Raw genomic sequence first — 14,451 nt, forward strand, 5'->3', positions numbered from 1 at the left:
GTGCGAAAAATACAACAATTGGCAACAGAAAAAATTATTCTAGGTGTAGATCCTGGTACTGCAATAATGGGCTTTGGTATCATAAAGGTAAAAGGCAATTCCATGAGTTTTATCCAGATGAATGAACTGGATATGAGGAAAATAAAAGATCCATACGTGAAGTTGCGTCGTATATTTGAGCGTACTGTCGAGTTAATAGACACCTATCATCCAGATGAAATAGCCCTGGAAGCACCGTTTTTTGGTAAAAATGTACAATCCATGCTCAAATTAGGTCGTGCTCAAGGTGTGGCCATGGCTGCAGGTTTATCCAGAGACATACCAGTTTTTGAGTACGCACCGCTTAAAATTAAACAAGCTATTACTGGTAAGGGTAGTGCTAGTAAAGAACAAGTGGCAAGGATGTTGCAGAGTCTTTTAGCTATTAAAGAGTTGCCTAAAAATCTCGATATGACCGACGGACTTGCCGCTGCAGTGTGTCATTTTTATAACAGTGGCCGTATAGAAGTAGGTAAAAGCTACAGCGGTTGGGCATCGTTTGTAAAACAAAATGAAAAACGAATTAAGAAATAATTTATGAGACACATTTTAACTTTATGGATTCCCATCTTTTTTATAACGTTTTCTACTATCTCTACAGCACAGGTAGGAGAAGTGCAAAAAGATATTCCTGCACTATTAGAAACTTATAATAAAAGGAGCGTTCCATATTTAAGCGTACAAGATCTTAAAATGGATTATGACCAGTATGTAATTTTAGATACTCGCAAAAAGAAAGAATTTGAAGTTAGTCACTTGCCTGGAGCCCTATGGGTAGGTGAGAAATATTCTAGTAAAAGAATGCCCAAGCTAGCCAAAGACAGGAAAATAGTTGTGTATTGTAGTGTAGGAATACGTTCTGAAATCTTTGGTGAGAAGATGCTTAAAGATGGTTATACAGATGTTAGGAATCTTTACGGTAGTATATTCTCATGGAAAGACGCTGGTTATGAAGTGATGGATGTTAACGAGATCCCTACAGATAACGTGCATGTGTACAGTAAAGTATGGGGTAGGTTTTTAAAGTCAGGAGTTCAGGTTTTTTAATTATTATTTAAACCGCATTACCTTGTACAGTTGACTAGAGGTAAGCGCTTCATCTTCTCCTAGTTTTATGTTAGCTGCTTCAGAAGATAGATAGTACGTTTCTTTGTTTCTATCATTATGGATGGAGATAATCCCTTCTACTTGCGCGCCTCCTTCTATTAAAAGCTCTTCTTTTTTTAAGAATTCAAATTCACCGTTACTATAATTTATTTTATAGATAAAAGGCGTTAAGTTGTTATTATAGCCGCATACGGTTACGGTATTAGTCCCATCGTATGTGGCTCCAGTTACTAGACCTTTAATATGGTAGGATGTTATTTTTTGTGCTATTTGACGCTGTTTAGTTTTATCTAATTTATAGATAATGGTCGTTTGATCCTTCCAGTCTTTGGAGAACAGATAAATATTTTCTTCTATCGCTACTATGGACTCTGCGTCATAAGGATGATTTTGCTCGCCTCTCTCAAATGATTTTTGATTAGGGTAATTGATGTTTAATCGTGTTACTGTGGCGTCTTCATTTTGTAAATCAGTTAATGCAATTTTTAAAATACTGAGGTCTTTACGGTCACCATAATTATTACCTATGTCTGCTATGTAGAGAAACTCTTTATCTTTGGTCACGTCTTCCCAATCAATTGCTGTCATGTTTTTATACGTTTTGTGATAGAGAAGATTTCCTAGTGTGTCTAGAAAGTATAACGTGGGCGAGTCACCGCTATCGTTATGAGTAATGATCTGCTTTTTATAATATTCTAGGCCAGATGTTTCTGTGATTATTGGGGTGAGGTCTGTTATATGGTTAGTAGTTATTCTTTGATGCTTATCGTGTTGCTTTGACTCTTGTTGTGTTGTTTTGCAAGAGTGAATTGATATTGTTATTAAAATAAGCAGGAGCAGTTGTTTCATTCTATAAAGTTCGTAAAAGTTAATTGAAGCAACGATTAATAAAAGTATTTTAACTGTTTCGCTTTCGCGAAAGCGGAATTTAAAAAAAAATCCGATTCAGTTTAAAACCAAATCGGATTAATTATTATAGTAATAAAGCTTAATTAAGCGATAGATACTCTTTTGAAACCTACAACATCAGCACCTTTAGATTCCACAAACTTAGCAACAGTTTGTTTATCGTCCATGATGAAGTCTTGGTCTAATAATGCTTGCTCTTTATCAAGAGAAGTATTGTCAGCTACAAAACGCTCTAATTTTCCAGGTATGATTCTATCCCAAATAGCTTCTGGTTTTCCTTCAGCTTTAAGTTCAGCTTCATAAGTAGCTTTTGCATTTGCAAGAGCTTCGTCAGTTAACTGAGATCTAGAGATAAATAATGGAATGTTTAAAAGGTTTTTACCTAAACGTCCACGCTCGATATTATCTTTTTCGATAGCAGCGATACGAGAAGCAGTTTCTGCTTGTACATATTCTGCATCAAAATCTTTGTAAGATAATGTAGAAGCACCCATAGAAGCAACTTGCATAGAAACAGATTTTGCAACTTCTGCCGCGTGATCACTACCAGTAGAAAGACCAGTTAAAGCACCGATTTTATTACCATGTACATAACCACCTACAAAAGGAGCTTCAAAAGCTTCAAAACCACCTATTTCAATTTTCTCACCGATAACACCAGTTTGCTCAATAAGTTTTTCTTCTACAGTCATGCTGTCATCAAATTTAGAAGCAAGAACTTCTTCCTTTGAATTGCAGTTATGAGCTACAGCAGCAATCTTATTTGCTAACTCTACGTAAGTGTCATTTTTTGCAACAAAGTCAGTCTCACAGTTAAGAGATAAAAGAATACCTCTAGTGTTACCTTCATTGATATTTGCAACAACAACTCCTTCAGAAGAATCGCGATCAGCACGCTTTGCAGCTACTTTTTGACCTTTTTTTCTAAGGATCTCAATTGCTTGATCAAAATCACCTTCAGCTTCAACAAGGGCCTTTTTACAGTCCATCATTCCAGCTCCGGTTGTTTTTCTTAGTTTTCCTACTTCAGCAGCAGATATTTTAGCCATTTTGATAAGTTTTATACTAGTTAACTAGTGTTATAAGTTTATTCTTCTTCGTCCTTTGCAGTAGCAGCAACTTTAGCTTCTTCAGCTTTTGGAGCTTTCTTTTCTGCTTTTGCAGCTTCTTTAGCTTTATCTTCAGCGTTTTTTTCAGACTTGCGGTCTTCAAGGCCAGCTTTGATTGCGCCAGTAACTTCTTTAATGATAATGTCAATAGATTTTGAAGCATCATCGTTAGAAGGAATTACATAATCGATGTCACGTGGATTTGCGTTAGTATCAACCATTGCAAAAATAGGAATACCTAATTTTAAAGCTTCTTTAACTGCGATGTGCTCACGTACAGTATCTACAACAAAAAGTGCAGCTGGCATACGAGTCATGTCAGTAATAGAACCTAAGTTCTTTTCTAACTTTGCACGCATACGATCTACTTGAAGACGTTCTTTTTTAGAAAGAGTTTCATAACGACCATCTTTCTTCATGCGGTCTACAAGAGCCATTTTCTTAACAGCTTTACGGATAGTTACAAAGTTGGTAAGCATTCCACCAGGCCATCTTTCAGTGATGTATGGCATGTTAGCGTCACCAGCATGTTGTGCAACGATATCTTTTGCTTGCTTCTTAGTAGCAACAAAAAGTACCTTACGACCAGATGCAGCTATTTTACGTAGCGCTTCTGTAGCTTCGTTTAACTTTGCAGTAGTTTTATAAAGATTGATAATATGGATCCCGTTACGTTCCATATAGATGTAAGGAGCCATGTTAGGATCCCATTTACGAGTAAGGTGACCGAAATGGACACCTGCGTCAAGTAAGGACTTGACATCTGAAGTATTTGCCATAATAAATAGTTTACGTTCTGTCGATAGCAATAAAAAAGTGGTCATAAGCAAAGCTTAATCGCCTTTATTATTTAGATGCTAAACTGAGCTCTGGCGGCAACCAGGCGTGACAGCAAATTAATATAAATAAAAAAAGAACAAATCCCGTTTAATTTTAAGATTAAACGGGAGTAATAATAATGTATTAACGCTTTGAGAATTGGAATTTCTTTCTCGCTTTCTTTTGACCGAATTTCTTACGCTCCACCATTCTAGGATCACGTGTCATAAGACCTTCTGGTTTCAAAGCTAGACGATTTTCTTCATCTATCTCTACAAGAGCTCTTGAAATTGCAAGACGAATTGCTTCAGCCTGTCCAGTGATACCGCCACCAGTTACAGTAGCTTTTACGTCGTATGTGTCAGTTGTTTCAGTTAAAGCAAAAGGTTGTTTTACTTTGTATTGTAACATTCCTGTTGTGAAATAATCAGAAAGTTCTTTTCTGTTGATTGTTACGTCACCTTTACCTTCTGAAAGGTAAACACGAGCAACGGCAGTTTTTCTTCTACCAATTTTGTGTAATGTTTCCATATTACTTTACCTCGTTAAGATTAATGGTTTTAGGTTGTTGTGCTTCATGTCCATGCTCAGAACCTGAATACACTTTTAAGTTGCGATAAATAGCGCTTCCTAATTTATTTTTAGGTAACATACCTTTTACTGCGTGTTCTACCACACGTGCTGGGTCTTTTTCAAAAAGCTCAGTTGCAGTAAGACTACGTTGTCCACCTGGATATCCAGTGTGTCTAATATATGTCTTCTCGCTCCACTTGTTACCGCTTAGCGATACCTTGTCGGCGTTTATTATGATTACGTTATCACCACAGTCTACGTGTGGAGTAAAATTAGTCTTGTATTTTCCTCTCAAAAACTTTGCAGCTATTGAAGACATACGACCTAGTGGCTGTTCAGCAGCGTCTATCAGTACCCATTCTTTGTTTACTGTTGCGCTGTTTGCTGAAACCGTTTTGTAACTTAAAGTATTCACCTTGAAATAGTTTTAATTCTGTGTATGATTTTACTAACTAAAATCGGGCTGCAAATGTAATCTTTTAATTCTGATTACCAAGCGCCTTTTTTTAATTTTATTATAAAATTCTAAACTAAGAATATTTTGTGCAATAATATGACTTTGTTTTAGTTATGTGTTGTTTTTAATTCGATTCTTTTTCATTTTTTTTCGTTTCAATAAAGATGTCCGACATTTACTTGATTTGTAAAAGGGTTTAATAACTACTTGATTTATAGCGATTAGATAATTTTGTTTTATATTTATGTGTATTTTTATACAATGAAAAACGTTCTCTTTTTATGTGTAATCACCTTGTTGTTAGGTAGTTGTGAAAACGATCATGATGGTAGGTCTTCTTTACACTCTACTGTAGCTGGTGATTATATGCTCACTTCTCTCATTTCTAATGTTCCTGTAGATTTAAATGGAGATGGTATCTTTCACTTAGAGCTGTTGCTGGAGGCTTTTTGTTTTTCTTCTATGGACGTATCATTTTTAATAAATGGTGACTTTGTAAGTACTGTTGCTGAGCCGACTTTTGATAGTAATAATAATTTGAGTTGTCCACTAAGCTCACAGTCTGGTAGTTACTTGTTAGACGAAAATAATGTCCTTACTGTAACAGCAAACGAAGATGGTGGTACTATTACAGACAGCAAACAAGTGATTTTTACAACTAATACTTTTGAATTTACAGTTACGGGCGCTGAAATGGATCAGTATATAAGAGGTCGTAATTCTACACCTGCCGCTGGTATTACTAGTTTAATGGCTGTTTATACTAAGAATTAATTAGGGCAATACATTTAAAAAGCCACAATTTCATTTAGGATGAAGTTGTGGCTTTTAAATGATGGTTTATGTGTGAATTACTCTTGCACTGTTACACCTTTCCAAAATGCTACGTAACCTTCTATCTCTTTTGCTGCATGTTTAGTTTCAGGATAATACCATGCGGCGTCTTTGTTCTCACTGCCATTTACTTCTAAGGTGTGATAACTAGCAATGCCTTTCCATGGGCAGTTAGATTGTGTGTCGCTAGGTTTAAAGAATTCTTTTTTTATACTGTTTGCAGGAAAGTAATGGTTATTCTCAATTACTTTTGTTTCATTGCTTTCTGCAATGATTTGATTGTTCCAAATTGCTTTCATATTAGTTTGTTTTAAATAAATAATTTTTAAACAACTTTTTGTTGTCTTCAAATATCTGAGTTATTTTTAATCCAGATTCATTTGCTAGCCATTCTACTATGAGGTCGTCATATTTTTGAGAAATTTCAGTATGAATGGTTTCCCATTTATTAAAGCTCACCTTGAGATCTAACTTTTTAATATGAACGTCGCATGCTTCTGTGGCTAGAAGGTAGCTCTTTGCTGTTCCTGTTTCTGGATCATAAGCTTCCCAGTGTTCGAACTGATCTACCTTAAAATCTGCCTGCATTTCTTTGTTTAATCGGTATAATAAATTGCGATTAAATTCTTGGGTCACACCAGTTGTGTCAGCATAGGCGTTTTGAATGGTAAGCGGATTCTTTTTTTGATCAAAGCCCATAAATAATACGTCCTCATCAGACATAATTTCTTGAATTTGTTTTAAGAAATTGATAGCCTCGTCATGCGATAGGTTACCTATATTAGATCCTAAAACTATAATTACTTTAGGTCTTTGATTGTATTTTGCTAATTCTTTAAGGACGTTAAAGTAAGTACCTTGCTCACCTTGCACATCCATATCAGGCCAGTTTTCCTTTATGCTATTTGCTAGATCATCTATGGCATGTTGACTTATATCTATAGGGATGTAAGTAAAGTTGGTATTATTTTCATGTAGCTCCTTTAGAAGAACTTTAGTCTTTTTACCATCACCGGCACCTAGTTCAATAAGGTCAAATCCTTTATCGTTTTCAAAAAGCCTTCTCAAATCTGCTTTATATTGATCTACGATATTATACTCTGCATTAGTCAAATAATATTCTGGTAAAGCCATGATTTGCTGAAACAGCTCATCACCGCGATCGTCATAAATATACTTAGAGCTCAAAAACTTAGGAAAAGCTTTTAGTCCTTCGTTTACGTGTTGTTCAAATTCCAGTTGGAATGATTCTTTTTTTGTCATAATGATTTGGCAAGTCGCAAGCTTGTAAATTGCCATCTAAGTGGCGCGTGAAAAAAGTTTCTATATGTAGGTCTAGCATGGTTTTCTGGGGTAGCAATAGAGCCACCACGCAATACCTTTTGATTAACCATAAATTTACCATTGTACTCACCTAGAGCTCCTTCTGGTTTTTTATAATTAGGATAAGGTAGGTAGGCGCTTTCTGTCCATTCCCATCGCTTACCGTGATTAAAGTGCGATTGTGCGACTTCCCATTCAAATTCTGTGGGAAGCCTCATGTTTTTCCATTGAGCAAAGGCAAATGCTTCAAAATAAGAAATATGTGTTACGGCTGCATCAGGGTTTATAGCTGTATTTCCCTTTAATAAATAGCTGTACCATTTTCCATTAACATTGTGCCAGTACATGGGTGATGTTATTGCGTTTTTTTTTACCCAATCCCATCCTTCTGTATGCCATAGCATTACATTAGAATAACCACCGTTATTAATAAATTCTATCCACTCTCTATTAGTTACTAATGTATTACAAATAGCAAATGGTTCCAAAAACACTCGATGTCTAGGTAATTCATTATCATAACAAAACTCTTCAGAGTCATGTCCTATAGAGTAAATTCCTTCTTTGATATGAATGAATTTTTTATTTCCCTCTTCAATCAATTCCTCGTTTGAGAAATCTTTATATTTAGGTTGTAATGGATTATTACCTAAGATGTATTTAATGTCTGTAAGTAGCAGTTCTTGATGCTGCTTTTCATGATGTATTCCTATTTCTAAAATAGGAGCAAATTCTTCATTGAAATGGTTTTCAATCAAGTCTATTATATGAGATGTAACGTGGTCTCTGTACTCATAAACTTCTTTGACACTAGGTCTAGAAAGGTTACCGCGATCGGTGCGTATGACTCTTTTACCTACACTTTCATAATAGCTGTTAAATACATAAGAATAGCTATCGTGATGCTTTCTGTAATTAGGTAAATAGGGACTTAATAAAAATTCTTCAAAAAACCATGTAGTATGACCTAGATGCCATTTAGGTGGAGATACGTCTACTACAGGTTGCACGACATAATCTTCCGTTTGTAACGGTTTACATATGTGTTCAGAATCAGATCTCGTTTCTTTGAAAAGATAAAGAAGTTTGTTTTTAGGAATCATCTTCTCAAAGTTATGATGTTTTTTCTTTAAGTTTATTGTTCTCGTAGATTTTTATGAAATTGTTGTGTTTTTTGAGAATTCGCTTTCGCGAAAGCGTTCATATATGTTAGACAAATATCAGTTTATTATTCAACTTTAAGGATGCTGCTTATGGGAATAGTTACTCCTCTTTTAAGAATAATCGATTTTTGAGTTAGTCCCCATATAGTGGTGTTAATCATTAAAAGGTTGTTTAATGAATCTTTAAAGGTTATTAAAACTTTGTTTTTGTAAAGATTTCCTAATTGCATGCCTCGATATAGTTGATGAAATCTTAATTTTTGTTCATTTGTATCTTTTAAGACATCTGTAGAGTTAAATTTTACTAAATACAAAAGCTCTTTTTGTGTACGGTAGACTTGAGGTTGTAAATTATGCATGATTTATTTTTTAAAAGGATTTGTGAAAAATGGGCGTTTTTTCCCATTGCTTGTTGCTAATTAAAAAATAAGATATCACAAAATTAAAACATAAAGATCAATTTTAGATCTCATGTTCTCTAGCTTTTTATTGCTTTAAGAAGATGATTTTATAGTGTATTAGGCTAGGAGGTGTATTAGTTCCAGCCTTGATTATTCTTGCGGTAATTTATTTGGGATGTTCTATCTTTCCTGATATAACTTACGAGCCAAATTGTTAAAACTAGTAATGTAGCTATAAATAGTACTATCATAATTAGAATTATTGCTTTGGGTGTGATACGGTTTGCCCGCTCGTCTGCAGCCTGTATACGCAGCTGTTCATTAAGATATTCTTGCTCTATTCGTTTTTTATCGCGTTGTTTTGCTTGTTCTTCTTTCTTAACTGCGCGATAGTAACTGTTAGGACTTATAGGTTTGTAATTTCTAGCTTTGGCATCTGTTAGATTTATGGATATGGGTTCTCCCTGCTGTTTATAATGTAATGGGTATATAGTGAATAATCCATTTTTAGGAAACTCTGCGATGTTGGTATAATGCTTCTGTCTGTAAATAACTTCATTAGTATCTGGATCGCGCATCTCTATCATGTGATAGGTGATGTTCTTTTGGTTTTTCCATTCTAAAATTACTTTCCCTGCGTTATGAGATTCTTTTATAGTAAGGTCGTATAGATATAGCGTGCCAGTGGTCTTATACTGTGTGGTATCTATAGTGCGGTAATTTTTATAGGGATCTTCATTTGCATTTAAAACGTTGCAAAATATTATGAATAAAAATAAAGTAGGTAACCTCATAAGTGTAATTTAAACAGCTACTATTCCTTTTATACCAGGATGTGGATCGTAGTTTTCTAGAGTAAAATCCTCATATGTAAAGTCAAAAATGTCCTTCACATCTGGATTTAACTTCATTCTTGGTAAATCTTTTGGCTCTCTAGTTAATTGTAAATCTACCTGTTCTCTTAAGTTGTTGTAAATGTGAACGTCACCAAAACTGTGTATGAAATCTCCATATTCTAGATCGCATACCTGTGCTACCATCATAGTTAGCAGTGCATAGCTCGCTATATTAAAAGGCACACCCAGAAATACGTCTGCACTGCGCTGATATAACTGACAACTTAATTTGTTATCAGAAACATAGAATTGAAAAAATGCATGACATGGTGGTAATGCGGCCTTTCCATTAGCTACGTTTTCAGAAAAGCTCTTGCTGGTATCTGGCATTACGCTAGGATTCCACGCGGTTACCATCATCCTGCGGCTGTTAGGATTAGTCTTTAATGTATTTATGACCTCTTTGATTTGGTCTATTCCCTGACTGTCCCAGTTGCGCCATTGGTGACCATAAACAGGTCCTAGATCTCCATTTTCGTCTGCCCATTCATTCCATATTCTGACATTATGATCCTTTAAATATTGAATGTTAGTATCACCTGATAATAGCCATAATAGTTCATGGATAATGGACTTAAGATGTACTTTTTTAGTAGTTACTAGAGGGAATCCTTCTTGTAGATCAAAACGCATTTGATGACCGAAAATGCTGCGAGTACCTGTACCGGTGCGATCACCTTTATCAGTTCCTTTATCAATTATGTCTTGTAAGAGGTCTAAGTATTGTTTCATAAGAATCTGGTAAATGATAGTTTCGCTTTCGCGAAAGCGAATACAATATACAAATAACTTAAAATTTTAGTTGAGATAATAGTAAAACAACTAAGTTTACACAATTATTAACTTGATATAGAGTCTGTGTTTTCTGGAGCAAAAGAACTTGCCCATTCTATAGCACTGGCTACATTGTTAAAGTAACCAAAAGAACCGTTGTATAGGGACTGTTCACTTGCAGCTTGCATTTTCTGTTCTTTTGAAGTGCCTATAATAGCAATGCCTACTATCATTTTGGGATTAACTAGTTTGTATACTTTAGGGTCTACTCCATGTCCGAACTCACGATTTGAAATAAAAACGATTTTATCCTTGCCGTAAAACTCTTTAAGGTCACGAAGAATGCTAGTTGCTATCTCATTGTTTACGACTACATCGGTATGTAGGTGACTAACTACATAGTTGTTATAGCAATAGATCTTACCAAAGCTATAAGTGAAAACGTTATTGTAGTCTTTAAAGTCCAATTCTTATTAAGTGTTATAATTTGTATCAAATCTACAACATTTCTTTAACATAAAATTGGGTTTATGAAAAAGGAATCGATTTTATCCAAAAAGCATTCCTGCTATAGTGGCTGTAAGTAATGCTGCACATGTACCTCCTATCAAAGCTTTTACACCAAAGGCTGCTAGGGTTTTACGCTGGCCAGGTGCTAGAACTCCTATGCCACCTATTTGAATACCGATAGAGGCAAAGTTTGCAAAACCACAAAGGGCGTAGGTTGCGATAATGATAGATTTAGGGTGGAGTATTTTGCCTGCTTCTTTTAATTCTTTTAGAGATCCATAGGCTATGAATTCATTAAGAATAGTTTTTTCACCTAGCAACTGTCCTACTAGAACTATATCTTCAGAATGTACACCTATCACCCATGCAATAGGTGCAAACAGGTTACCTAATATGTATTGCATAGAAAGGCCATCATACCTGCCATCGCTAGAAGACACGATAATAGAATTAAGTCCAGAATACTCTCCTATAAGATCTTTAAGTCCAAAGTTTACTACTGCTATTAATGCTGTAAATACTAATAGCATAGCGCCTACGTTTACCGCTAGTTTTAAACCGTCTGTCGTACCTCTAGAAATAGCGTCTAATATGTTAGTCCCTATTTTATCTTTTGATACTTTAAGAGAGCGGTCTATTTTATTATTTTGATCTTCTGGGTAAAGCATTTTTGCGATTACAATAGCTGCAGGAGCGCTCATTATAGAGGCGGTAAGTAAATGTTTAGTAAATAATATTTGTTGAGCTTCACTTTCTCCACCTAAAAAGCCTATAAATGCAGCTAGTACTCCACCTGCTATAGTTGCCATACCACCTACCATAAGGCATAGCATTTCTGACTTCGTCATTTTTTCTAAATATGGTTTTACCACTAGAGGTGCTTCTGTCTGTCCTATAAATATGTTTGCTGCCGCTGCAAGGGATTCTGCACCGCTTAACCTCATAGTTTTACTCATTACCCACGCGAGTACATAAACCACTTTCTGTAGTATGCCTAGGTAATAAAGTAAAGATGTAAAGGCAGAGAAAAACACAATAGTAGGAAGTACCTTAAATGCAAATACATAGCCCCAGTTCTCACTAGGGTCAATGAATTTACCGAATACAAACTCTGCACCGGCTTCACTAACAGCTAGAAATTTTACTACTCCAGTAGATATACCGTCAAAGATGTAGGCTACACTTTCAAATTTAAGTACCGATATAGCAAAAACTACCTGTAATGTAATACCTACTATTACTAGTCTCCAGTCTATTTTCTTTTTGTTATTACTTAATAGATAGCAAAAACCAAGTATAAAAAACATACCTATTATACCACGGTAGAAACTTTTAAAGCTAAAACCTAGGTCGTTTGATATTTGAAGATTATTTGAGGCTGGAGTTGGGGTTGCAGTTGTTTCTTCTTTTTTAATTAAAAAATGATAAGTGACCTCTTTATTTTTAATTGATAAACTGTCGTTATTTATCTTTTTTAAATCAAATTGCTCGAACTGTGAGTTGCTCGAGCTAGGGTTAGGGTATAAGGCGATAAAATCATTTTGGATTATAAACCTGCCGTTAACATTAAGGCTATCTATTCCTGTGTAAAACTTATAATTTTGTTTTGAAAAACTTATACTGTCTAGTATGTGAGCGTTTGCTCGTGAGTGATCCACTATTGTTGCATCATCAAATATCCATGTGCCTTCTAATGGTGTGTTCTCTTGTGCATTTCCTATAAATGAAAAGCAAAGTAATGCTAAAGCAGTAAAAATTCTGGCTATAAAGGATTTCATAGAATGGTAATGATTATCGTTTAGATATTTCGTCTCTAATTTGTGCTGCCAGTTCATAGTCTTCGTTAGAAACTGCCTCGTTGAGCATTTTGTTAAGTTCTGGTATGGAGAATTTGCTGTAGTCGTCCATTTCCTGCGCTGCCGCGTTGATTAACTCTTCTATTATTTCTTCACCATCTAGTTCTTCGGCTTCCAGTTTTTTGTCTGGTTCTATATGCTGTTGTATACCTGCTTCTTCAAGAATGTTTTCATAGGTAAAAACAGGCGCCTTAAATCTTACGGCTAGTGCTATGGCGTCACTTGTGCGAGCGTCTATAATTTCTTCAATTTTGTCTCTTTCACAAATAAGACTGCTGTAAAATACACCGTCGACTAGTTTATGAATAATCACTTGTTTTACCACGATAGAAAATCGCTGGGCAAATGTTTTAAACAAATCGTGGGTAAGAGGTCGCGGTGGGCTCAATTCTTTCTCTAGTGCAATAGCTATACTTTGAGCTTCAAAAGCTCCTATTACAATAGGTAGTTGTCTTGATCCGTCTACTTCTTTGAGCACAAGGGCGTATGCACCATTCTGCGTTTGGCTATAAGAGATGCCTCGTATGTTAAGTCGTTTTAGACTCATTGTTTTTGATTGCTATAAATAAAAAAAAAGCTGTGCAAAAATGAGGTTTTTCTCCTATTGCACAGCCTTAAATCTAATAAATTCTTAACTAATTATTAAGAATTTTAAGCATTTGCAGCTTTAAAAGCTTTTAATTTTTCAATTAGAGCAGGTACTACCTCAAAAGCATCACCCACAACACCATAGTCTGCAGCTTTAAAGAAAGGTGCTTCTGGGTCTGTATTAATAACAACTTTAACCTTTGAAGAGTTAATTCCTGCAAGGTGTTGTATCGCTCCAGATATACCGATAGCGATATATAAGTTAGATGCAACTGGCTTACCAGTTTGCCCTACGTGTTCACTGTGTGGTCGCCATCCTAGATCACTTACTGGTTTAGAACATGCTGTTGCAGCGCCTAGAACGTCTGCTAGTTCTTCTACCATACCCCAGTTTTCTGGACCTTTTAATCCACGACCTGCGCTTACTACTATTTCAGCATCTGCGATAGTTACTTTGTCGGTAGCTTTATCTACAGATTGTACAGTTACATTAAAATCTGCATCGTTTAAAGACGGTGTAAATTCTTGTACAGCACAATCTGTTGCATTTTCTTTAAGACCGTAAGCATTTTTAGAAAGTCCTACCAGTTTTACATTTGTAGTAATGGCAGTGTTAGAAAAAGCTTTGTTAGTAAAAACAGTTCTTTTAACTGTAAACGGCTCTGTAGAACTAGGTAGTGCTGTAACGTTAGATACATAACCGGCTTCTAGTTGTACACTTACTAAGGATCCCAAGTATTTAGAGTCTGCACTAGAACTTATAACTACTACGGTTGCTCCTTCAGCTTTTGCAGCTTGTGCAATCGCGCTAGCATAGGCAGCGGCATTAAATTTTTCTAATTTTGAATTTGCTACGTTGTGTAATTTATTTACACCATATGTACCTAGCTCACCAGCGTCATTTGCATTAAAAGATATAGCGGTAACAGTTGTTCCCATCATATCTGCAACACCTTTTGCATAACTAGCTACTTCATAAGCGGTTTTTTTAAAACCACCGTTTTCTGATTCTGTATATACGAGTACTGACATATATTTTTATTTTTAAATAAGCATCCTTGTAATAAGGACGATTACCTGATTTGTTGTGGGT

18 protein-coding genes are annotated in these 14,451 nt (G+C 35.4%); 3 read left to right on the plus strand and 15 right to left on the minus strand.

The window, feature by feature from the left end:
* Positions 1-18 precede the first annotated feature (18 nt).
* Both ruvC and Q0838_RS00550 read left to right on the plus strand, forming a co-directional pair.
* Entirely contained in the window at positions 19-573 is a 555-nt protein-coding gene (gene ruvC / locus Q0838_RS00545; RefSeq protein ID WP_298950114.1) for a crossover junction endodeoxyribonuclease RuvC, read from the plus strand.
* 3 nt (positions 574-576) lie between these two features.
* Entirely contained in the window at positions 577-1,086 is a 510-nt protein-coding gene (locus Q0838_RS00550) for a rhodanese-like domain-containing protein (protein ID WP_298950116.1), read from the plus strand.
* A 3-nt stretch (positions 1,087-1,089) separates the two neighbouring features.
* On the opposite strand, the gene Q0838_RS00555 is transcribed toward Q0838_RS00550, so the two are convergent.
* The 5 genes from Q0838_RS00555 to rplM all read right to left on the minus strand — a co-directional run bounded on the left by Q0838_RS00555 (position 1,090) and on the right by rplM (position 4,971).
* A complete protein-coding gene (locus Q0838_RS00555; RefSeq protein ID WP_298950117.1) occupies positions 1,090-1,995 on the minus strand; it encodes a hypothetical protein in 906 nt (301 codons plus the stop codon).
* 143 nt (positions 1,996-2,138) lie between these two features.
* A complete protein-coding gene (gene tsf, locus Q0838_RS00560) occupies positions 2,139-3,104 on the minus strand; it encodes a translation elongation factor Ts (protein WP_298950118.1) in 966 nt (321 codons plus the stop codon).
* Positions 3,105-3,142: 38 nt separating this feature from the next.
* The gene (gene rpsB / locus Q0838_RS00565; protein ID WP_298950120.1) at positions 3,143-3,943 is read right to left on the minus strand and encodes a 30S ribosomal protein S2; all 801 of its coding nucleotides are present in this window, start codon (positions 3,941-3,943) and stop codon (positions 3,143-3,145) included.
* Between the two features lie 184 nt (positions 3,944-4,127).
* Complete coding sequence (gene rpsI / locus Q0838_RS00570; RefSeq protein WP_298950122.1) at positions 4,128-4,514, minus strand: 30S ribosomal protein S9; 387 nt, start codon at positions 4,512-4,514, stop codon at positions 4,128-4,130.
* 1 nt (position 4,515) lies between these two features.
* Positions 4,516-4,971: a 50S ribosomal protein L13 gene (gene rplM / locus Q0838_RS00575; RefSeq protein ID WP_104513857.1), complete on the minus strand. Its 456-nt coding sequence runs from the start codon at positions 4,969-4,971 to the stop codon at positions 4,516-4,518.
* A gap of 303 nt (positions 4,972-5,274) precedes the next feature.
* Between rplM and Q0838_RS00580 the strand changes: the two genes are divergently transcribed.
* Positions 5,275-5,787, plus strand: a complete 513-nt coding sequence (locus tag Q0838_RS00580; RefSeq protein ID WP_298950133.1) for a hypothetical protein — start codon at positions 5,275-5,277, stop codon at positions 5,785-5,787.
* A 77-nt stretch (positions 5,788-5,864) separates the two neighbouring features.
* On the opposite strand, the gene Q0838_RS00585 is transcribed toward Q0838_RS00580, so the two are convergent.
* The 10 genes from Q0838_RS00585 to Q0838_RS00630 all read right to left on the minus strand — a co-directional run bounded on the left by Q0838_RS00585 (position 5,865) and on the right by Q0838_RS00630 (position 14,390).
* Entirely contained in the window at positions 5,865-6,146 is a 282-nt protein-coding gene (locus Q0838_RS00585) for a DUF427 domain-containing protein (protein WP_298950135.1), read from the minus strand.
* A 1-nt stretch (position 6,147) separates the two neighbouring features.
* Positions 6,148-7,110 carry an L-histidine N(alpha)-methyltransferase gene (locus tag Q0838_RS00590; RefSeq protein ID WP_298950137.1) on the minus strand — a complete coding sequence of 321 codons (963 nt, stop codon included), beginning with the start codon at positions 7,108-7,110 and terminating at the stop codon, positions 6,148-6,150.
* On the minus strand, positions 7,107-8,273 hold the full coding sequence (egtB, locus tag Q0838_RS00595) for an ergothioneine biosynthesis protein EgtB (protein WP_298950141.1): 1,167 nt from the start codon (positions 8,271-8,273) through the stop codon (positions 7,107-7,109). The genes Q0838_RS00590 and egtB overlap by 4 nt, the downstream gene beginning before the upstream one ends.
* Positions 8,274-8,398: 125 nt before the next feature.
* Positions 8,399-8,692, minus strand: coding sequence for a hypothetical protein (locus Q0838_RS00600; RefSeq protein ID WP_298950144.1), 294 nt, complete (start codon positions 8,690-8,692; stop codon positions 8,399-8,401).
* A gap of 176 nt (positions 8,693-8,868) precedes the next feature.
* Entirely contained in the window at positions 8,869-9,528 is a 660-nt protein-coding gene (locus Q0838_RS00605; RefSeq protein ID WP_298950146.1) for a hypothetical protein, read from the minus strand.
* 9 nt (positions 9,529-9,537) lie between these two features.
* A complete protein-coding gene (locus Q0838_RS00610) occupies positions 9,538-10,362 on the minus strand; it encodes a thymidylate synthase (RefSeq protein WP_298950149.1) in 825 nt (274 codons plus the stop codon).
* Between the two features lie 107 nt (positions 10,363-10,469).
* Entirely contained in the window at positions 10,470-10,871 is a 402-nt protein-coding gene (locus Q0838_RS00615; RefSeq protein WP_298950152.1) for a thymidylate synthase, read from the minus strand.
* A gap of 81 nt (positions 10,872-10,952) precedes the next feature.
* Positions 10,953-12,692, minus strand: coding sequence for a nucleoside transporter C-terminal domain-containing protein (locus tag Q0838_RS00620; RefSeq protein ID WP_298950154.1), 1,740 nt, complete (start codon positions 12,690-12,692; stop codon positions 10,953-10,955).
* A gap of 13 nt (positions 12,693-12,705) precedes the next feature.
* Complete coding sequence (locus Q0838_RS00625; protein WP_298950156.1) at positions 12,706-13,317, minus strand: bifunctional nuclease family protein; 612 nt, start codon at positions 13,315-13,317, stop codon at positions 12,706-12,708.
* 104 nt (positions 13,318-13,421) lie between these two features.
* Positions 13,422-14,390, minus strand: coding sequence for an electron transfer flavoprotein subunit alpha/FixB family protein (locus tag Q0838_RS00630; RefSeq protein WP_298950158.1), 969 nt, complete (start codon positions 14,388-14,390; stop codon positions 13,422-13,424).
* Positions 14,391-14,451: the final 61 nt, after the last annotated feature.

Origin of the sequence: uncultured Nonlabens sp., from assembly GCF_947495285.1 — a bacterium.
Classification (GTDB): Bacteria; Bacteroidota; Bacteroidia; order Flavobacteriales; family Flavobacteriaceae; genus Nonlabens.

Bases quoted from the DNA above. Each gene is read 5' to 3' on its own strand.
- Q0838_RS00550 (WP_298950116.1), top strand. From the start codon at position 577: ATGAGACACATTTTAACTTTATGGATTCCCATCTTTTTTATAACGTTT.
- Q0838_RS00555 (WP_298950117.1), bottom strand. From the start codon at position 1,995: ATGAAACAACTGCTCCTGCTTATTTTAATAACAATATCAATTCACTCT.
- tsf (WP_298950118.1), bottom strand. From the start codon at position 3,104: ATGGCTAAAATATCTGCTGCTGAAGTAGGAAAACTAAGAAAAACAACC.
- rpsB (WP_298950120.1), bottom strand. From the start codon at position 3,943: ATGGCAAATACTTCAGATGTCAAGTCCTTACTTGACGCAGGTGTCCAT.
- rpsI (WP_298950122.1), bottom strand. From the start codon at position 4,514: ATGGAAACATTACACAAAATTGGTAGAAGAAAAACTGCCGTTGCTCGT.
- Q0838_RS00580 (WP_298950133.1), top strand. From the start codon at position 5,275: ATGAAAAACGTTCTCTTTTTATGTGTAATCACCTTGTTGTTAGGTAGT.
- Q0838_RS00585 (WP_298950135.1), bottom strand. From the start codon at position 6,146: ATGAAAGCAATTTGGAACAATCAAATCATTGCAGAAAGCAATGAAACA.
- Q0838_RS00590 (WP_298950137.1), bottom strand. From the start codon at position 7,110: ATGACAAAAAAAGAATCATTCCAACTGGAATTTGAACAACACGTAAAC.
- egtB (WP_298950141.1), bottom strand. From the start codon at position 8,273: ATGATTCCTAAAAACAAACTTCTTTATCTTTTCAAAGAAACGAGATCT.
- Q0838_RS00600 (WP_298950144.1), bottom strand. From the start codon at position 8,692: ATGCATAATTTACAACCTCAAGTCTACCGTACACAAAAAGAGCTTTTG.
- Q0838_RS00605 (WP_298950146.1), bottom strand. From the start codon at position 9,528: ATGAGGTTACCTACTTTATTTTTATTCATAATATTTTGCAACGTTTTA.
- Q0838_RS00610 (WP_298950149.1), bottom strand. From the start codon at position 10,362: ATGAAACAATACTTAGACCTCTTACAAGACATAATTGATAAAGGAACT.
- Q0838_RS00620 (WP_298950154.1), bottom strand. From the start codon at position 12,692: ATGAAATCCTTTATAGCCAGAATTTTTACTGCTTTAGCATTACTTTGC.
- Q0838_RS00625 (WP_298950156.1), bottom strand. From the start codon at position 13,317: ATGAGTCTAAAACGACTTAACATACGAGGCATCTCTTATAGCCAAACG.
- Q0838_RS00630 (WP_298950158.1), bottom strand. From the start codon at position 14,390: ATGTCAGTACTCGTATATACAGAATCAGAAAACGGTGGTTTTAAAAAA.